The sequence below is a fragment of the Paenibacillus sp. A3M_27_13 genome (assembly GCF_024213315.1).
Lineage (GTDB): Bacteria > Bacillota > Bacilli > Paenibacillales > Paenibacillaceae > Paenibacillus > Paenibacillus polymyxa_B.
The window spans coordinates 866,899-886,282 of the sequence record NZ_JANAVE010000002.1; the positions used below are offsets into that span (position 1 = coordinate 866,899).

Consider the following 19,384-nt stretch of genomic DNA (forward strand, 5'->3'; position numbering starts at 1 on the left):
ATTGACGTCTTCTTCCGGATGTTGAAAAACAGATTGGAGCGAATATCGGAGTGGAATTACGACAGTTGCAATACTTCATGAAGGTAGCGCAAAAAGAACATGTCACTCAGGCAGCCGAGGAGCTACATGTGGCGCAATCTGCGGTAAGTCGGCAAATTCATCAGCTTGAAGAGGAGCTGGGAGTCAATCTTTTTATGCAAAAGGGTCGCAATTTGCAGCTTACGCCAGTGGGACAACTATTTTGCAAACGGGTTGAGACGATTATAAAAGATCTAGAGCGAGCTGTTTTGGAAGTACATGAGTTTTTGGATCCTGAGGGGGGCGAAATCCGCATCGGTTTTCCGCACAGTTTGGGGATTCATCTTATTCCTACAGTGGTGGCTGAATTCCGAAAGCGGTATCCCAATGTTAAATTCAGATTTAAACAGGGGATGTACCCGAGTTTAATTCGTGATGTGTTAGCGGGTGAGGTGGATTTGGCTTTTGTATCTCCTTTTCCGGATCGTCATGATCATGTAGAGGGGGATGTGGTGCTGACCGAGGAGTTGTTTGCTGTTCTCCCGCCCAATCATCCTTTAGCTACGGCCAAACACATTACGCTGAGTCAGCTTAAAGGAGAAAAATTCATCCTGTTCAGAGATGGATATTCGTTACGTCCGATTGTCTGGCAGGCTTGTCTGGAGGCAGGGTTTACGCCGGATATCGCTTTTGAAGGTGAAGAGACAGATACGATTCGCGGATTAGTTGCGGCTGGTATGGGAGTCAGTCTTTTGCCTGAAATGGCGTTGTTTCAGACCAACCCGCTTCAACCTGCAAGAGTGTCGATTGTTGATCCAGAGGTCACGCGAACTATTGGCTTGATTCATCGCAGAGATGACAAACTACCATTAGTTGCAAAGTCATTCCGAACTTTTTTGTTGCAATATTTTGGCCTTAAAGGTAGTGCTGCTACTCCGAATGGAAGTGCTAAAGCGGATTTAGGGCAGTGAGTATAGCTGATTGGTTTTAGATAAAGGAAAAAGGTTGTTCCTCTTGGTGGAGGAACAACCTTTTTTGTAATACAAGCAATTAATCCCGGCTGTTAAAGATACCGATTAAGCGGATTAGTTCCAGCAAGGAAACGAGAGCTGCAGCCACATAAGTTAATGCAGCAGCATTTAATACTTTGGCTATACCCCGTTCTTCATCACTACGGATAAACCCTTCGGAAACCATAATTTCTCGGGCGCGGTTGGAAGCATTAAATTCAACCGGTAATGTAATTAATTGAAAGGCGACAGTAGCCGAGAAAAAGATGATACCCAAGCCAATCAGGTTCGTGTAGCTGAATAAGAAACCGGCAATCAGCAGAAACGGTGCAATCCCGGAAGCGAAGTTTACGATCGGAAAGATCCGGTGACGGAGTGCCAGCATGGGATAATGCTCTTTATGCTGAATGGCATGACCGACCTCGTGACAAGCTACGGCAACTGCAGAAATGGATTTTTCATAATAAACGGGCTCGGACAGCCGTACGACTCTTTGCATTGGATCATAATGGTCAGACAACGCACCAGGTACTGGTTCAATAGGCACATCATGCAAACCATTGCGATCCAGCATATGCCGAGCAGCATCATAACCGGTCAACCCATTTTCATTTGGGACATCAGACCATTTATTAAAAGTACCTTTTACACGGAATTGCGCCCATAAGGATAATCCGAACGCAAGAATAATCAATATATACATACCCATCATAAAGCAACCCTCCATTATTGTTCATCACTAGCCCGGGCATCTACATCATAGAACTATGCTCTAGCAGATACTTCAGAGCTTCGATACAAGCGGCGCTTTGTGGTAGTAGACCAGTAAGCAACTTGCGCGCTTGAACGGGCTTGAGCTGCCCCAGAAGAGGCTGTAGTTCATTGACTTCACGTTCCAGACGCTGCATGTGCATTTCTAGACTCGTTAATTTGTCCGTGACGTGCTCTTCCCCCGCGACCGAGTTCCATTTAATCAGTGTCTGTCTGATTTCCTCAAGGCTATATTTCTCTTGTTTCATTTGGTTAATACGTTCAAGCCTGTTTAAGGTTTCATCATTATAAAGCCGATAATTTTTCAATGATCGTTCTTCAGGTGTGATCAAACCAAGCTTTGTGTAATAATCAATAGTTCGTTCGCTGACACCAGCCGCCTTGGCTAGCTCACCAATTCGATACAGCTTCATATCCCCATCTGTCTTCACCTCGCGCTCTTCGTTCAACCTTCAATATTAGCATTTGCAAACGGAGTGTTTATAAAGAATATTTTACATGATTCCCAACCATACAGTCAAACGTCATGCTTTTTTCCGGACAGAAACAAGCTACTTTTATAGTTAGTAAATGTGACATGGATTGTTTGGGACCATCTTTTTTTAACATAATAAAAAAAATCTTGTCAACTTTCATGTATTCTGATTATAATGACAATAAGAATTTCACGAAATGTAAAGAAACTTAACATTCGAGGGAGTGGGCTTCATGAGAAAAAAGTGGTTAGTTGTATTATTGGCCATGCTGACAGTATTAGCTTTTCCGGTAGGTGCGTTTGCTGCTGACGGTCCGACAAATATTCAACTTCAAGCTGGGCTAAACACGGCCTTTACGTTCTTGGCATTTATACTTGTATTTTTTATGCAAGCGGGATTTGCATTGCTGGAGGCAGGCTCGACACGAATGAAGAATGCGGGCCATGTCGCTGGTAAAACGATTCTCACCACGGGTGTTGCGGCTTTGTCCTTCTGGGCACTTGGATTTGGATTCGGCTTTGGTAATGATGGCGGCAACGGTTTTATGGGACTGACGGGTTTCTTCATGAGTGGTACGGATGCTGCAGTATCGTTTGATGCTCTTTCAGGTCTGGATGTTCCGATTACAATTATGTTTTTGTTCCACTTTGCTTTCGCTGCGGTATCACTTTCTATCGCATGCGGGGGGATGGCAGAGCGTGCAAAATTAAGTGTATACATTATCTTCGGTATTTTATTCTCCATCGTAATCTATCCGGTTGTAGCTCACTGGGTGTGGGGCGGCGGATGGCTTGGTAAGTTGGGAATGCAGGATTATGCCGGTTCGACGGTAGTCCATTTGACAGGCGCTACGGCGGCACTCGTCGCTACACTGCTGCTCAAACCGCGTCTGGGCAAGTTCAATAAAGATGGCAAGCCGAACATTATCCCTGGTCATAATCAGGTGTACTCTATCTTGGGTGTTATTATTCTCTGGTTTGGTTGGTTTGGATTTAACCCAGGTAGTGCTGTATCGGCTATGAACGACGGATTCTTTGGATATGTGGCCTTGACTACCAATATTGCTGCTGCGGCAGGTGGAGTTTTCGCTTTGCTCGTATCCTGGATGGTATACGGAAAGGCAGATATTCCTGCTATGTTAAACGGTGTGCTGGCGGCTTTGGTTGCCATTACTGGTTCTTGTGCCTTTGTAGCACCTTGGGCGGCACTGGTCATTGGTGCAGTTGCAGGGATCGTCACTTTCTTCACAGCGCAATGGTTTGAGCGTGCAAGAGTAGATGACCCGGTATATGCTTTCTCCGTGCATGGTGTTGCAGGGATGTGGGGCGCAGTGTCCACAGGGTTCTTCGCTACTCCTGAGCTTGTAAAAATAACAGGTGTAGGTCAAGCGGGTCTGTTCTATGGTGGTGGATTTACCCAATTAGGAGTACAGCTGCTTGGACTGATTGGCACCTTGGCTTTCGTGTTCGTCATTTCCTTCATTATTCTGGGTGCGATGAAAGCAATTATGGGTATTCGCGTTACGGAAGAGGAAGAAACGATGGGACTGGATATCAGTGAACACGGTACGTACGGGTATCCTGAGCAAATGAAGTTGGTTGCTGAGGCTGAAAAGCGTTCTGGAATTGTGAACTAATATGTAAAATATAAAGAACCAGTATGGATGAGCGGAGGAGATGGAAGTATGGAACTGCAAAATATGGCCCCTTGGGTGAGTTCCGCCGAAGCGATAGATCATGCAGATACACCTGAATCGCTAAGGCAGGCCAGGGTCGACTCTCAAAAATGGCTGCTGGCTTCCCAAGCCTCCGCTCCGTTATCAGACTGGTTACGAACGGCGAATGAAATGCATGACCGCATCGCGGCCAGAGCTGTACAAATGTGCGAAAAAGGGATGGTTGAGGATGGCTTCGGCCCTCCTCCCGTCCCTTACGCATTTATAGCCTTCGGAAGCATGGGGCGCTCGGAATCGACGCTGTGGAGTGACCAGGATAACGGTATGATTATCAGTGACACAATATCTGCTGACAAAGAATTGTATTTTAGAGAGTTTGGTCGCAGAGTGTCTGCGATGTTAGAGTATTTGGGATATCCCAAATGTGAAGGGAAAGTAATGTGCTCGGAGCCGTTGTGGCGTCAAACATTGTCTGGATGGCAAAAACAGCTAACGAAATGGTCGGATGATTTTGCTTGGGAGCCGATCCGTTATCTGATTATCTCGTCTGATATGAGGCATATCGCTGGAGATGAGCGACTATCTGCAAACTGGAAACGAAGTTTTTATGAGTTGTTCCGAAAACATCCTGATTTACCCTCGGCGGTACTTAGGAACACAGTGAGGCATAAAGCGACACTTAATATTTTAGGTCAGATCGTTACCGAGCGCTTCGGTGAGCATGCGGGCGATTTTGATGTGAAATACGGATTGTACATTCCACTGGTGAACGCAGTCCGTTTTTTGGCGTTGCAACATGGTGTAGAGGAAACCTCCACCTTCAAAAGGCTCAGTCGTCTCGCATCACTGGAAGCGGCACCGTTGCCTTTACTCGATGCTTGCGAGCGAGCCTTTCGGATTGCGCTTCAGCTACGAATGGCTACGCCAGTGAAGGAGAATGATGGATTGCTGGTCAGCGATGGCTACCTGGCTGTAAAGCCGCTGAAACAAGGTAAAGGCTGGCATGAGTTGCGCGAGGCGCTTTCCACGGTACGACGGCTGCATCGTGCGTTGCAAAGGCAGTTGCGATTTATGGAAGGGAGAAGGTCATGAAGGAACCAGTGCAGGGAAGTGGCTTCTGGAGCGCTCTCCGCAGAGGAGGAGTGCCGTCTGCGATCGCGTCTGTAATGGGGGCTCCTACGGCTCAGCAGATGGCGTTTATTCGCTCCTTAACCCGGGAGCAACGGCGCTCTGAAGTATTGCGGACCCCGCTGGATCGTTTGGAGACGGTAGTTTTTGATCTGGAGACAACGGGATTTTCAGCACAGCATGGTGATGAGATTTTATCGTTCGGGGCGATTCGGGTTGTCGGGGACATGATTATGGAAAAAGAGCAGTTTTATACGCTTGTTAATCCACGGACTGTGATTCCTGAGCACATTACCGAGCTAACTGGGATTACCCGGGAAATGACGGATCAAGCTCCACCACTTATGAATGGACTGCACGACTTTATGTCCTTTGTAGGTGGGCGAGTACTTGTAGCACATGCTAGCGCTCATGATAAGGCCTTTTTGAATGCTGCATTATGGAAAACATCTAAAGTCCAATTGACTCATCGTGTTCTGGATACGATGATGCTTGCCAAATGGCTCGAGCCACAGCAACATCAAACCTACAGTTTGGATGAATTGTTGGCCTACCAATCCATTCCGATTGAAGGGCGGCACCATGCGTTAGAGGATGCGAAAATGACGGCTAAGCTGTGGGTTGCGTATGTTCAGGAAATGCTGAAGCGTAACGTGACCAATTTGGCAGATGTCTACGCGCATTTAAGTCATGCCTGATTCAGTACAAGGCATAGCATTCATATACACATAAAAACAGCAAGTTCGCGATTTCGTGGGTTTGCTGTTTTTTTTGCGTCCTGTTCAGATTTAGAAGGTTAGAGGTGGGAACAGTATGGGCATCCTATGGAGAAGGTAAGGGTCATTTAGATGAAAGACAGGTGATAAGACGTGAAAAGATTTCTTTTCATCAGAGCGATGGTTATGCTGGTTGTGATTGGGGCTTCATGGGGAGTTATTGCAAACACAACTTATGCAGCAAGCCTGTCCATAAAAAATGTACCATTAAAAGAGGAATATGGTAGAGAAAGACTTGAAGCTGAGAAAGAGGTAGAGGCTGAAACACATGCGGTAGAGGTAATGAAAAAGATAAAACCTGGGCAACGGCTTCCTTCTATGATTTTAAAGGGGTTAAATGGCAAGTCCTACGATGTAGGGGCTACGCGCAATAAAGCTTTGGTTATTAGCTTTTGGGCTTCGTGGTGCGACCCGTGCCGATTAGAAGCACCTATGCTGAATGAGTTGTATAGTAAGTACAAAGATGATGTGGATGTTTATGGTATCAATGTAACTCGCTATGATCGATTGGAGGATGTACAGAAGTTTTCCCGCTCTTTGGATCTCCAATTTCCCATTTTACTTGATGAGCAAGGAGCATTGTTTGAACGATTTGGAGGGGTGGCTTTTCCGACCCATGTACTGGTTGATCATCATGGACAGGTCCGCGAAATCATAATCGGCATGCTCAGTGAGCAGGAGTTGGAACGCAAAATAAAAACTCTTCAAAAAAAGAAGGTGTCTTTGGGAGCCGAGTAGACCGCCAAAGGCACCTTATAGCTCATGCGAGCACCTGATTAGTGATTAACTAATCCATGATGAGTAAGCTCTGCCTGATCGTTTTTTGGAGTTGGTGCTTCCAACAATGCGTAACGGAAACTGTCCAAGAGAGCTTCCCAGCTGGCTTCAATTACATTTTCAGATACACCTACGTTACTCCAGACGTCCTCGTAATTTTTAGACTCAATGAGCACACGTACCTTGGCGGCGGTGGCATCCTTTTCGTCAAGCACACGTACCTTGTAGTCAGCCAAATGCATGTCCCGCAAGGCAGGGAAATACTGAGAAAGAGCCTTGCGGAGTGCGTTATCGAGCGCGTTGACAGGACCGTTGCCTTCAGCTGCGGTATAGACACTCGTCCCTGCGACATTCAGTTTCAAGAATGCCTCGGATACGACCGGGCGGCCGGCTGTTTTCTCTACCAGCACTTTAAAGGACTCAAAAGAGAACATTTCCTTCACTTCACCGCCTGCTTCACGAATGAGCAGTTCCAGCGAAGCATCCGCGCCTTCAAACTGGTATCCCTGATGCTCCAGTTCCTTGATGCGGCTAATTACGCCACGTGCCTCATCACTGGATGGGTCAAGGGTGATGCCCAGCTCTTGCGCTTTGGATACCACGTTGCTTTGCCCGGCCAGTTCGGAGACCAAAACCCGCTGCTTGTTCCCCACGAGTTCAGGAGCGATGTGCTCATAAGTTCGCGAGTCGCGTAGAATGGCTGACACGTGAATGCCCCCCTTATGGGCAAAAGCTGCATTGCCAACATAAGGCTGGTTCACAGGCATATTGACGTTGGCGACTTCGCTCACAAAGCGGGCTGTATTGTGGAGTTGATTTAACTTTTCAATATCTAGACAGTCGTAGCCCAGCTTGAGCTGCAAATTAGGAATGACGGAGCACAGGTTAGCGTTACCACACCGTTCACCGTAGCCGTTGATGGTACCCTGAACCTGCCTTGCGCCTGCTTGTACAGCACTTAGAGAGTTCGCTACTGCCAATTCGCAGTCATTGTGTGTATGAATACCCAACTGTGACCTCGTTATCTGGCTTTGCAGCATAGTGACAATTTCCTGAATCTCATGTGGTAGGGTACCGCCGTTTGTATCGCACATCACGAGCCAATCCGCGCCTGCTTCCTCAGCTTTTTTCATAACGGCCATTGCATACTCGGGATTGTTTTTATATCCGTCGAAAAAATGTTCGGCATCAAAAATAACCTCCATGCCCCCTTGCTTTAAAAAGGCGATGGAGTCGTAAATCATAGACAGATTTTCCTCTAGTGTCGTCTGTAAGGCGGTGTGTACATGAAAATCCCATGATTTACCCACAAGTGTAGCAGCCTGAGCGCCGGATTCCAGAATTCGTTGCAGATTGACATCCTGTGCTGCGATGCTATCTTTGCGGCGCGTGCTGCCGAAGGCGACAATCTTTGCCTGAAGGCCCAGCTCTTGTACCCGTTTGAAAAATTCGATATCCTTGCTGTTGCTTCCGGGAATCCCGCCTTCAATATAATGAACACCGAGATCATCGAGTTTTTTGGCGATTTTCAATTTGTCATCAGCAGACAAGCTAATTCCTTCTCCTTGAGTGCCGTCTCGCAGCGTTGTGTCAAAGATAGAAATAGCGGTGGACATGAGGGACTCCTCCTTTGCGGATTGCTCAGATTGGTGATGCTCTGCTTTTTTAAGCACATTAATTTAGTTGTTTAACGCTTAAAAACAGGAAAGCGTTAGTTTGTCGTGTTCGTATGTTAGTCGATTATATCAACTTATGACTTCAATTGTAATATATAATTATCATTTTTAGCCGCAAAACCATTATTTTTATGTAAAATAGAAATAGCATTTAAAAGTGTCTCAAGTATAAAATCAAAACACATATTCCCGCGATGATGGGTGAATTTACAGTTAAAAAGAAGGGTTGAGCATGAAAGATGTCAGTGCTTATTATCCGGCTGGTGGGCGAGTTATTCTGCATGTGGATATGAATGCATTTTATTGTTCCGTTCATGCAGCGGAGGAGCCGGAGAAATATAAGGGACTGCCTACCGCGGTGGCAGGCAGTAGTGAGCTGCGCAAAGGTGTAATTGTAACCTGCTCTTATGAAGCCCGACGATTGGGTATTTCAACAGGGATGGTCGTTCAGCAGGCTCGCCGGATCTGTCCACAGCTCATTGTAATACAGCCTGATTTTCACTTGTATCGTCGTTATTCCAAAGCATTTATGAGCATTGCATATTCGTATACGCCTATGCTGGAAGCGACTTCAATTGATGAGTGCTATCTGGATATTTCTGGATCCAAACAGTTTGGAACACCTATGGAAATTGCTGAGGAAATCCAGCGCAGAGTAGAAGACGAGCTGGGCCTGCCCTGTTCAATTGGAGTTGCTCCTAACAAGTTGCTGGCCAAAATGGCTTCTGATCTGAAAAAACCACGCGGGATATCTATTCTACGTTTGCGTGATGTACCCAATATTTTGTGGAACCTTCCTTGTGGTCAATTGTTTGGTGTGGGCCGCAAAACGGCAGATAAGCTTCTACAAATGAATATTCGTACCATTGGGCAGCTGGCTAAGGCCGATGAGCATATGCTGGTTGGCGTATTTGGTGTGACGGGTTCGTGGTTAAAATTGGCCGCTAACGGAATTAACCATTCACCTGTCAGCACTGAGCGGGAGCCAAACAAGTCCATTGGTCACACGACTACCCTGCCTATGGATGTGGTAAAGCTGGAAGAAGCCCAACGGGTACTTCTTAACATTAGTGATCAGGTAGCCCGGCGGCTTCGACGACACGGTATGCTGGCAGGAGGTATACAATTGACGATTCGGACGCCGGATATGAAGACCTTTACGCGTTCTCAAGTCAGGAGCACTCCTACGGAAAGTGCAGAGGACATATATAAGGAAGCTTGTGCGTTGTATCGTCGCCATTGGGGAGAAGATAAGCCTGTACGCTTACTGGGGATTACGTTACAGCAGCTCATTCCAAAGGAGGAAGCGGCCGTTCAAATGGATCTATTTGAATACCAGGATCAGCCTAAGAAAGAAAGCTTATTGAAGACGATGGATGCACTGCGCGATAAGTTTGGTGAAAATGCAATTTTGACCGCTGGGATGCTGGGAGATGATCCTTCGGTACTTCTGCGCAACTCCAAGCTGCGCGGAACTTCGCTGCAAAAAGACAATCTACCAACTCCGGAGTGAGCTTTTGGATAGATTATTGCAAGCATCAGAAGCTTACGTTATAAGCATTTTTTACACGAAGGATAAAGGAAAATAATTTGTAATAATATTGGGTTTGTATTAATATGTGAATAGAATGTAAAAGCTGGTTTGTTTGATTGTATAGGAGGAAGAGAAAAGTTATGGCTAAATACACTTGGGTAGAAAAAGATACATGCATTGCTTGCGGAGCCTGTGGCGCTACAGCACCTGACATTTATGATTATGATGATGAAGGTTTGGCTGAAGTGATCTTTGAAGGGGATGCAAACCAAGGCATCAAGGCAATCTCGGATGATTTGTTTGATGATATGCAGGATGCTTGTGACGGTTGCCCTACAGATTCCATTAAAGTAGCAGACGAGCCGTTCAATAAAGAAGGTTAAGCGTAGGCTTCTTTGATAGGCACAGCACCGACAGCTCCCTTCGCCGTATAACGGTGAAAGTAAGCTGTCGGTGCTGTTTTTTTAGATTATAGAATGGTTCAGCGGAGCTGAGCCATTCTATAATCTAAAAAAAACTTCTGCCAAACGCGGTCTGGCTTCCGTGAAAGTCCATCGATAGACGTTTTTTTTTATGTGCTGTCCATCGAGTCTATTTTTACCGATATACATAATAGGAAGTATGCAAGATTACACGATCAGGAGGATCCGATGAACCATTCGCCTCATCTTAAATCGTATGTAAAAAAACACCCTGATAATAAAATGGCCTGGTATTTACTCGGCAAAGAGTATGAGAGCAGCGGTCAGGAGGGCAAAGCAAATTATTGCTTCAATCGCGCAGGAGAAGTGTTCGAAGCCTTCGAGCATAAACAGATTCCGGCAGACGTATGGATGGAATATCAGGATAAACTGGTTCAGATGTCCAAGGAGAAGGAGCGAAGGACGGCTCGAACACGCCACCTGTTAACTGCGTTAATGGTACTACTGCTCATATGGGTTCCTTCAGCCAATTCACCGAGACCTTCAAATGAAAATACATCTGTTCCATCCGGAACTGAGCAGGCAGCAATTGATAATATTGAAGTTACGAAAGTGGCCACTGCTGATCCGAAGGAGATGGCCCAGATCGGTGTGGTTGGTGGTGTGTTTACGGCTCAAGCTCGAAAAGGGAGTGGAGCTGGAACGGGGCTTACTGATATGTTGGCTAAGACTAGCCGATTGCCGTCCAAGACTACGATGTTGGGCATGGAGCAAGGGGGCTCGTGGCTGCTCTGGAGAGAGGGCATGAAGCCATTACTTAGTGTACAGAACAAAGGAAACGGCGGATTAGCTGTTCAGTCTTACGACGCCGCTGCGTGTGCTTGCAAGCCGTCAGACAGTGAAAATCTTCGCAAAGCAGGTCTAAAATGGGCTGCTGGACAGGAGGAATTAGCTGTGTTGAATAGCTCCATGCGTGCTTTTCGCTCACAGCATCAACGTCTTCCCCAGAGTCTTGATGAACTGACTCGAGACTTTCCCGCTAACACGATGTACGGTACGACAGACGGGATGAAGAAGGCTTTTACACCTATGCGTAATTTACTTGCTTCACCTGGACAGGGAACAGGGAAGGCAGTAGATTTAGACGCTGACTCGTCGGCCGAAAGCAGTCCATTACTGGCATCGTCATTGCACGGACGACCTTTTCTAGGGCAACCGCTGCGAATTGTGGTGGACAAATCTAAGCACAGGCTCGCCCTGGTAAGTGGCAATGTACTTATTCGAAATTATCCTATCGGTTTGGGTGGAGAAAGAACACCAGAAGGGAAATTTGTGATTACCGATAAAGTAGTAAATCCGAACGGAAAATCCAACGGTGAGTTTGGTAGTCGTGGGATGCAACTGTCTGCAACGAATTATGCCATTCATGGCACGAACGAGCCGGACAGCATTGGCAAAAATGAGTCGTTGGGTTGCGTCCGAATGGGTAAAGAGGATGTGGAGGAATTGTTTGCACTTGTACCTTCGGGTACGGAGGTGGTCATTGGTAACGGGGGATTGCCTGATCAAGTGCTGGTGCCTGGTTCTCGATTTACAAGTGAGCCGCAGCATGACCAGACAAATCCCCGCAAAACCTATCACTGGCTAAATTAACGTTTTGATGCTATTGCTACTTGGTGTTTAACGATTTCCTGCTTGTGCTAAAACAATGACCAGAATAATCACAATGATGAGGAGAACAAAGCTGACGGCGGTCCATACAATCGCTTTCTTGTTCACCTCATCCTTTTTCTTTTGCAGACTGGGCGGCTTGCGCTTGGTCTTCATATCAGCAATCCCTCTTTTCTAACGGGCTAAGGTCTTGTCTTACTATGTCCATTGTAAATGGTTTGATTATACATTTTCAATGACATCTCCATGACAACTGAATTGTTCTGATACTACACCTCGCAAATTACTTTCTTTTTGGTATGGAAAAAGCTAAACTATTTTGTAGAGATGTTTTTTTAGGATTGTGCAAGGGCATAGAACGGAGTGGATGAATCGTGTTGTATCGAAGGATTGCGAAACCTGTTTTTTTTAAAATGAGTCCAGAGACGGCCCATCATGTAGTCATTGACGGCTTAAAACATGCGGGTTCACTCCCTGGTGGAGCAGCGACACTGCGAGGGATGTACGGAGTCAAGGAAACGGAGGATCTTGCCGTTGATCTGTTTGGCATTCATTTTCCCAACCCGATTGGACTGGCTGCAGGACTGGATAAAAATGCAGAAGCGGTTACTGGTTTTTCTTCTATCGGGTTTGGATTTATGGAAGTGGGAACGGTGACACCTGTGGGACAGCCCGGCAATGATCGACCTCGTTTGTTCCGACTGCCTCCCGATGAGGCGTTAGTCAATCGGATGGGCTTTAACAATCTGGGTGCTGAGAGCATGGCCAAACGTCTGGCTGCACTCAAACATCGACCTGTTCCGGTCGCAGTTAATATCGGTAAAAATAAAATCACGCCCAATGAGGATGCTCATAAGGACTATGAAAAGTGTATTTCCGCACTGTATCCGTATGCGGACTTCTTTGTAGTGAATATTAGCTCGCCGAATACGCCGGATTTACGAAAGCTCCAGCATGGTCATGAACTGAAGTCGCTATTGGAAGCGGTTCGGGCAGAGATGGGAGTCCAGGCGAAAAAGTACGGCAATGCCAAGTCTGTACTAGTTAAAATTGCGCCGGATGTATCGGATGAGGAATTGGAATATATGACAGATGCGATTGCTGCCAGTGGAGTAGACGGCATTATTGCGACCAATACAACGATATCCAGAGCTGGTCTGACGCACCGAAATGCGAGTGAAACAGGAGGGCTGAGTGGTAAGCCGCTGCGTGACCGTTCCACAGAGGTCATCGGACGGGTGTACCGCCAGACGGAAGGTAAGCTGCCTATTATCGGATCAGGCGGCATCTTCACGAGTCGTGATGCCTATGACAAAATTAAAGCAGGCGCAAGCCTGATTGAAATTTATACAGCATTGATCTACGAAGGGCCGGAAGTAAATAGGGCTATACATGCTGGCCTGCGTGAGCTGCTTCGAAAGGACGGCTTTAGACACATTAACGAGGCTGTTGGTGCAGATCACAGATAAAAAAGTGTTGTCGGAAGAGACAGGAGGTACGGGGATGGACGGAAGAGACTGGGGAACATTTTTACTGCCATACGATCAGGCGGTGGAAGAGCTTAAGGTCAAGTTCAAAACAATGCGTGCGGAGCTGAAAAAGCGCGAGGAATACGCTCCTATCGAATTCGTAACCGGACGGGTTAAAAAAATATCAAGCATCCTCGATAAGGCGAAGAGATTACAAGTTCCTTCTGATCAGCTGGAGACGGGAATCGAGGATATTGCAGGCATTCGCATTATGTGTCAATTTGTAGAGGATATTCGGCGGGTGGCCGAATACATCAGAAGACGTAAGGATTTGACCGTACTGTATGAAAAGGACTATATCACCAATTATAAAGACAGCGGCTATCGCAGCTTTCATATGATTGTGGAGTATCCGGTTCAGACAGCAGTGGGGTTGAAAATCGTGCTGGCAGAGATTCAAATCCGTACGTTGGCTATGAATTTTTGGGCAACTATTGAGCATTCTCTTAGCTATAAGTATCGTGAAAGCTTGCCTGATAATATGCGCACACGGTTGAAAAAGGCAGCTGAGGCAGCCTTTGTATTGGATAATGAGATGTCTTCCATGCGTCTTGAAATATTGGAAGCGCAGAAAAAGTTCGAGGATGAAGCCAATATCGTATCCAAAGTGCTAACAGGTATGCATCGGCTGTATTTCTACCATAAGATCAGTGAAACGATTGATGCGCAGCGCAGATTTAATGAACTGTGGGAACGGCACGACATGGAAGGAATCAAGCTGCTTCACGATGAGGTTAAAGAGATGCTAGAAGCCTCTACCAAGGAAGAAGACAGGGATGAATATTAAATGGTAAACCTTTCCTACGAACCGCTGTACGTGACTTATTTGGTATACTTCAATCGGGATCGGGATTACTTTGAATGTCATGAGGTACTGGAAGAGCTGTGGCTTAAGCTGGACCGTGACCCTGTATATAAAGGTTTGCTGCAAGTTGCTGTAGGACTGTATCATTTTCGGAATGGTAACTATCGTGGTGGACATATGATGCTGGATAGTGCGGTCCACCGGCTGGAGCATGCTCCTTCGCAGGCGCTGGGCATTAATATGGCGAAACTGGTGGACGAGGCGCGCGTTTGCGCCCGTCAGCTTGCTGAAGCTGTTATGACCTGCACGGAAGAGCTTCAGCACCAACCGCCGGTTTATCGGGATTTGACGATTGAAATCGTCGAGCCCGGGTTGCGCCGTGCCGTGGAGAAGGCATCGTCGTCCATTCCAGTCAACATCCCGCAGCAGAGAGGTCCTCGGCGTGGGGAAAAGCATGAGCAGCGTCAGCAGGCGCTGGAAGCTTCAATTAGGCGAAGACAGGCCGCTGGCGGATCGGGCTTTGTCTCGGTGGAAACGAAGGATGCGCCTTGAGTTTGAAGCACATGCACATGGTAAGCAAGCAGCCCGATCCGTTTCATGGGGATCGGGCTGCTTTATCGTTTCAGGTGTGTGAACGTTTGACTAGGAGGTTACGTTCTTTTTATATTTCTCAAAGAAGGCTTTGAAATCGTCGAGTGTGTACCCATTGTCCGAAGGACTTTCCTTCAACCCGCCTACCATACGTTCCTTTTCCACGCCTTTTTCGTAATAAATGAGCGTAGGGGTATACTCAATCTTATACTTGTCCCAGCCATCCTCATACTCACGCAGGTTAAATTCGTGCATCGTGATGTTCTCCTGCTTGCTCAAAGGCAAGAGCTTGGGAGTAGTGGCGCGGCAATGCACACAGTCGGACGCGAAATGATAGACGAAAAAGTTTTCCTTTTTATCAATTTTGCTCTGTAGATCTTCCGGCTTAATAATTTGCTGATAGTTCGGGTCATTCAGCAACTCTTGAGTAGCAGGATTTAACGAGGCTGTGGAAACGCCATACAGCTTGTTCTTAGTGCCTGAATTTAAAGCGAGTAGCACTCCAAGCAAAATGACCAGCACAACAAAAAAGCCGATGACAGGTATAAGCTTTTTTTTGTTGGATTTTTGTGCGTTCAATGCAATCTCTCCTATCAAAATTCAAAATATGTAGCTATGAATCTCATTATTATACAACATTACAGCTTGTAGTGAAAGTTTGTAAATCACACCGATATTGCAGGATAACAGGTTGAATATGGTACAATAAAATTTATTTTAAAAGGACAGGATGATTACGATTATGGGTGTACAGCTCCCCACAGCATTTGTAAAGCGCATGGAGCAATTGCTCGGCGACGAATTTGAAGCATTTATGACCGCCTATGACCACACGCCCCATGCCGGGATTCGCGTCAATACGTTAAAAATTCCGATGGAGGACTTTAAGGAACGTTCTCCGTTCGAACTGCGGCCGATTCCGTGGTGTGCCACGGGTTTCTACATTCCGCACGGTACAAAGCCGGGGTTACATCCTTACTACCATGCGGGGCTGTACTATGTACAGGAACCGAGTGCAATGTCTCCAGTTGAGCTACTCAATGTAGCTCAGGACGAAGCTGTATTGGACTTGTGCGCTGCACCGGGCGGGAAATCGACCCAAATAGCTGCCAAACTACAAGGAAGCGGCGTATTGGTGACAAATGATATTAGCGCGGACCGAACCAAAGCGTTGGCTAAAAATGTGGAATTGTACGGTGTGCGTAATGCCGTGGTACTGAATGAAAGCCCGGATCGAATCGCCGCTGCCTTTCCACATTTTTTTGACAAGATACTAATTGACGCACCTTGCTCGGGAGAAGGTATGTTCCGCAAGGATGAGGATATGGCAAAACAATGGGAGACGCATTCGGTGGATAAATGTGTAGTCATGCAACGGGACATTTTGCGTGTAGCGGCCTCAATGCTGAGCGCAGGAGGGAGAATTGTCTATTCGACCTGCACCTTTGCGCCAGAAGAAAACGAAGGAATGATCGCAGAATTTCTGGGAGCTCATCCCGATTTTGACGTAGTCCCTGTTCCATCGGAAGCAGGCTTTGCACCAGGTCATCCGGAATGGATGAGTGAAGAGGTCGCGGCAGCACACCCCGAACTGCGGGGAACAGCACGCCTTTGGCCGCATCTCGTAGAGGGAGAAGGCCATTTTATCGCTGTGTTGCAACATCAGGGTGGCAATGCTGCTGCGATGGAAGATCACACTGAATCCGGGGATTTGACTCAACGTGAGGACAAGAATGACAGGGCATTGAACATAGATGCAGTGTATCCACGGAAGAAGCAGTTTTTGTCCGTCAAGGAAGCGTTGACGCCAAGCGGTCAAGGAAGACATGCGACTGGTGAGCCTAAACGAAGTGGTAAAGGAATGGATGGGAAGTCCGGTAAAGGAAAGTCCGCGCGCGGCTTGGGTGGCAATAAGTCCCGTTCTGGCAAAGAAAATGTAAAATCCGCTGCACGCTCCCCACAGGATGTGCTGGAGTCCTATCACCAATTTGTGAAGGAGCAGCTGGAGGTGTGCTTAACAGGCTATACGGTGGTTTACGGAGATCGCATTTATCAGTCGCCACTGGCATCACATCGTTTGGACGGCCTGAAGGTGGTGCGACCAGGCTGGTTTATGGGTACCGACAAGAATGGTCGCTTTGTGCCTTCACATCCGCTGGCGGTGGCATTACGCCCTTCAGAGGCGGTTAGAAGCATCAATCTCTCCAGTTCAGATGCTGAGGCCATCCGGTATTTAAAAGGTGAGACCTTGTCCATCCCCGTTGAGAGAATGGCACTGCGGAACGAAGTCCAGCCCAAAGGCTATACTCTCGTGTGCATTGATGGTTATTCGGCTGGGTGGGGCAAATGGCAGGACGGCATGCTCAAAAATGAATACCCTACAGGCTGGAGGTGGACATCGGTATGAGTGGAAAAGGAAGACAAACGCAACGTTTGGACAAAGTTTTAACCCATATGGGATATGGCTCCCGTAGTGATATCAAGAGACAGGTGAAGCAAGGGATGATCACGGTAAACGGGAGAACCACCAAGGATAGCGGCTTACAGGTTCATCCCTACCAGGATCAGATTGAAGTGAACGGGGAACTTGTTGTTTTTCGGGAGTATATTTACATCATGCTGCACAAGCCACCGGGCGTCATATCTGCAACTGAAGATACGAGGGAGCGGACGGTGTTGGATTTGCTGAGTGCGGAAGAACGACATTTTGAGCCCTTTCCAGTAGGACGCTTAGATAAAGATACAGAAGGACTATTGTTGTTGACCAACGACGGTAAGCTAGCGCACGAACTACTTTCTCCACGGCGGCATGTCCCTAAAACGTATGAGGCTACCGTGTCGGGTCATGTCACGGAGGAGGATATTCATCAATTTACAGCAGGAGTGGAACTGGATGATGGGTATGTTACCCTTCCCGCGCAGTTGACCATTCTTCGTCACGAACATCCGTACCAGGCAGATGGAGAAGTCATTTCCTATATTTCGCTTGTAATCCATGAGGGTAAGTTTCATCAAGTGAAGCGTATGTTCGAGGCGGTTGGTAAAAAGGTGACCTATTTGAAAAGAACGGCCATGGGGCCATTGAAGCTGGATGAACAGCTTCCACTGGGCAGCTATCGAGAGCTGACTAGTGAAGAACTGGCATGGATCGGCCGGGATATAGCATCTGCGACGTCAGAAGTATGATAGGCAGATTAAATATAAATGACGCACAGGTTCTTATGAGATTCCTGTGCGTCATTTTATGATATAGGCAACCAGACAGAGAATTATTCAAACTCAACGTTCAACACTGAATTGCAGGTTACGAATTATTGTGCGCGTGCTGCCCGACTTTTTTTCACTTCGGCTGCTTTATAAGCTGTAACCTTGTTTTTACCTGTCGTTTTGGATATGTACATTGCTTGATCGGCCTGCTTGACCAGTTCATCCGGGTTCATTTCTTTCTTCACTGTACTGTATCCGACACTGATCGTGACAATGCTTTCTTCCGCGACCCGCTCGCGGATACGTTCTGCGACATGTCCAACCTTGGCACGTCGATCCACAACCATTGCGACCAGTTCCTCGCCACCGTATCGTCCGGTCAGTCCGATTTCATCCAGTTCATCCTCCATAATCTGTGCGACCTGTTTGAGTACTTCATCCGCACGAGCATGGCCCTGCGTATCATTCAGCTTTTTGAAATTGTCAATATCGCAAAAAATGACCGACACGCGGATTCCTTGATCCATATATCGCCGTAGTCGTCCCGAAAAATATTTGCGGTTATACAGCCCTGTCAGACCATCGGTGATGGAAGAACGGTAAATCCTTTGGAGCAGCTCCACAATCCGTTCAAACAGGATGATGAACAACGTAGTATAGTACAGCAATGGTAAAAATGACATATACAGGACTGCGTTTGACCTGCCTGCTTCTTCAGGGATGTCATTTCGCAGCCACAAATAGCCGAGCCAGAGCAAATACATGAATAAGCCCGCTACATACTTCTTTGGCTGTCCGATTCGTGGGGTTATGAACACAAGGCTCAGTATAAGTACCAGTACTCGATAAAACAGAGTGAACCCAACTAGTTTCGCTGCGCTGATCCAAGCGGGCAACAAACCTGCAGTCCAAGCAATAACCGGCAATATCAATAACGCACCCAGCAGCAGCAGGGTCCATGTCTGCACACGTTTCAGCTTCCGGTAGAGTTGAAATACGGCGGCATTGATGAGCACGAAGGCAGATGCCTCCAGCGCATTTTTCCACACGATTCCTTGGAGTTGTATCTTGCCTCCGCCTGCTGAATAGAGATTCATGGCTTCATATGTCATAATAATAATAGCGGCAACCGAAAAAAGGATATAGGCTTTTTTTCGTTGTCTGCTATATATGATCACGCACATCAGTGCCATCATGAGTATAATATACAAACCGCAGGCTGCACTTACGGCCCCGGCCAGAGATGGGAAACCCAAGGTTCCCGATAAGGACAACAACGTCAACATCACCGACTCCATTTGCAAAAGTAGTCAATCTA

Annotated in this window: 19 protein-coding genes; 13 read left to right on the top strand and 6 right to left on the bottom strand. The window is 47.0% G+C overall.

Annotated elements, in window-relative coordinates:
* Positions 1-50: 50 nt before the first annotated feature.
* The gene (gltC, locus tag NLX82_RS10525) at positions 51-989 is read left to right on the top strand and encodes a glutamate biosynthesis transcriptional regulator GltC (RefSeq protein ID WP_023988022.1); all 939 of its coding nucleotides are present in this window, start codon (positions 51-53) and stop codon (positions 987-989) included.
* A gap of 79 nt (positions 990-1,068) precedes the next feature.
* Here the strand turns inward: gltC and NLX82_RS10530 are convergent, their stop codons facing one another.
* A complete protein-coding gene (locus NLX82_RS10530) occupies positions 1,069-1,740 on the bottom strand; it encodes a zinc metallopeptidase (protein WP_023988023.1) in 672 nt (223 codons plus the stop codon).
* Between the two features lie 40 nt (positions 1,741-1,780).
* Positions 1,781-2,212 (bottom strand): MerR family transcriptional regulator, encoded by a 432-nt coding sequence (locus NLX82_RS10535; RefSeq protein ID WP_023988024.1) that lies wholly within the window; start codon positions 2,210-2,212, stop codon positions 1,781-1,783.
* 295 nt (positions 2,213-2,507) lie between these two features.
* Here NLX82_RS10535 and NLX82_RS10540 point away from each other — a divergent pair, with 295 nt between their 5' ends.
* From NLX82_RS10540 to NLX82_RS10555, 4 genes are all read left to right on the top strand, one after another.
* Positions 2,508-3,911, top strand: coding sequence for an ammonium transporter (locus tag NLX82_RS10540; protein WP_023988025.1), 1,404 nt, complete (start codon positions 2,508-2,510; stop codon positions 3,909-3,911).
* 48 nt (positions 3,912-3,959) lie between these two features.
* Positions 3,960-5,042, top strand: a complete 1,083-nt coding sequence (locus NLX82_RS10545; RefSeq protein WP_254347999.1) for a DUF294 nucleotidyltransferase-like domain-containing protein — start codon at positions 3,960-3,962, stop codon at positions 5,040-5,042.
* Positions 5,039-5,776 carry an exonuclease domain-containing protein gene (locus NLX82_RS10550; protein ID WP_069079859.1) on the top strand — a complete coding sequence of 246 codons (738 nt, stop codon included), beginning with the start codon at positions 5,039-5,041 and terminating at the stop codon, positions 5,774-5,776. The genes NLX82_RS10545 and NLX82_RS10550 overlap by 4 nt, the downstream gene beginning before the upstream one ends.
* A gap of 171 nt (positions 5,777-5,947) precedes the next feature.
* Positions 5,948-6,592: a TlpA family protein disulfide reductase gene (locus NLX82_RS10555; protein ID WP_075154033.1), complete on the top strand. Its 645-nt coding sequence runs from the start codon at positions 5,948-5,950 to the stop codon at positions 6,590-6,592.
* Between the two features lie 38 nt (positions 6,593-6,630).
* Here NLX82_RS10555 and cimA read toward each other — a convergent pair whose 3' ends face one another.
* The gene (gene cimA / locus NLX82_RS10560; RefSeq protein WP_013309728.1) at positions 6,631-8,247 is read right to left on the bottom strand and encodes a citramalate synthase; all 1,617 of its coding nucleotides are present in this window, start codon (positions 8,245-8,247) and stop codon (positions 6,631-6,633) included.
* A 292-nt stretch (positions 8,248-8,539) separates the two neighbouring features.
* On the opposite strand from cimA, the gene NLX82_RS10565 reads away from it, so the two are divergent.
* From NLX82_RS10565 to NLX82_RS10575, 3 genes are all read left to right on the top strand, one after another.
* On the top strand, positions 8,540-9,820 hold the full coding sequence (locus tag NLX82_RS10565; RefSeq protein WP_023988030.1) for a DNA polymerase IV: 1,281 nt from the start codon (positions 8,540-8,542) through the stop codon (positions 9,818-9,820).
* Between the two features lie 161 nt (positions 9,821-9,981).
* Entirely contained in the window at positions 9,982-10,224 is a 243-nt protein-coding gene (locus tag NLX82_RS10570; RefSeq protein WP_023988031.1) for a ferredoxin, read from the top strand.
* A 267-nt stretch (positions 10,225-10,491) separates the two neighbouring features.
* The gene (locus NLX82_RS10575; protein ID WP_076157011.1) at positions 10,492-11,916 is read left to right on the top strand and encodes a L,D-transpeptidase; all 1,425 of its coding nucleotides are present in this window, start codon (positions 10,492-10,494) and stop codon (positions 11,914-11,916) included.
* A gap of 27 nt (positions 11,917-11,943) precedes the next feature.
* On the opposite strand, the gene NLX82_RS10580 is transcribed toward NLX82_RS10575, so the two are convergent.
* Complete coding sequence (locus NLX82_RS10580) at positions 11,944-12,090, bottom strand: hypothetical protein (RefSeq protein WP_023988033.1); 147 nt, start codon at positions 12,088-12,090, stop codon at positions 11,944-11,946.
* Between the two features lie 218 nt (positions 12,091-12,308).
* Between NLX82_RS10580 and NLX82_RS10585 the strand changes: the two genes are divergently transcribed.
* The 3 genes from NLX82_RS10585 to NLX82_RS10595 are packed head-to-tail and all read left to right on the top strand — an operon-like array spanning position 12,309 to position 14,820.
* Entirely contained in the window at positions 12,309-13,403 is a 1,095-nt protein-coding gene (locus tag NLX82_RS10585) for a quinone-dependent dihydroorotate dehydrogenase (protein WP_025720086.1), read from the top strand.
* A 34-nt stretch (positions 13,404-13,437) separates the two neighbouring features.
* Positions 13,438-14,250 carry a GTP diphosphokinase gene (gene yjbM, locus NLX82_RS10590; RefSeq protein WP_023988035.1) on the top strand — a complete coding sequence of 271 codons (813 nt, stop codon included), beginning with the start codon at positions 13,438-13,440 and terminating at the stop codon, positions 14,248-14,250.
* A complete protein-coding gene (locus NLX82_RS10595; protein WP_076157008.1) occupies positions 14,251-14,820 on the top strand; it encodes a DUF309 domain-containing protein in 570 nt (189 codons plus the stop codon).
* Between the two features lie 90 nt (positions 14,821-14,910).
* On the opposite strand, the gene NLX82_RS10600 is transcribed toward NLX82_RS10595, so the two are convergent.
* Positions 14,911-15,438, bottom strand: coding sequence for a thioredoxin family protein (locus NLX82_RS10600; protein ID WP_013309735.1), 528 nt, complete (start codon positions 15,436-15,438; stop codon positions 14,911-14,913).
* A 163-nt stretch (positions 15,439-15,601) separates the two neighbouring features.
* On the opposite strand from NLX82_RS10600, the gene NLX82_RS10605 reads away from it, so the two are divergent.
* Both NLX82_RS10605 and NLX82_RS10610 read left to right on the top strand, forming a co-directional pair.
* Entirely contained in the window at positions 15,602-17,266 is a 1,665-nt protein-coding gene (locus tag NLX82_RS10605; protein WP_254348001.1) for an RsmB/NOP family class I SAM-dependent RNA methyltransferase, read from the top strand.
* Complete coding sequence (locus NLX82_RS10610; RefSeq protein WP_023988038.1) at positions 17,263-18,045, top strand: pseudouridine synthase; 783 nt, start codon at positions 17,263-17,265, stop codon at positions 18,043-18,045. The genes NLX82_RS10605 and NLX82_RS10610 overlap by 4 nt, the downstream gene beginning before the upstream one ends.
* Positions 18,046-18,170: 125 nt before the next feature.
* On the opposite strand, the gene NLX82_RS10615 is transcribed toward NLX82_RS10610, so the two are convergent.
* On the bottom strand, positions 18,171-19,352 hold the full coding sequence (locus tag NLX82_RS10615) for a GGDEF domain-containing protein (RefSeq protein WP_068940274.1): 1,182 nt from the start codon (positions 19,350-19,352) through the stop codon (positions 18,171-18,173).
* Positions 19,353-19,384: the final 32 nt, after the last annotated feature.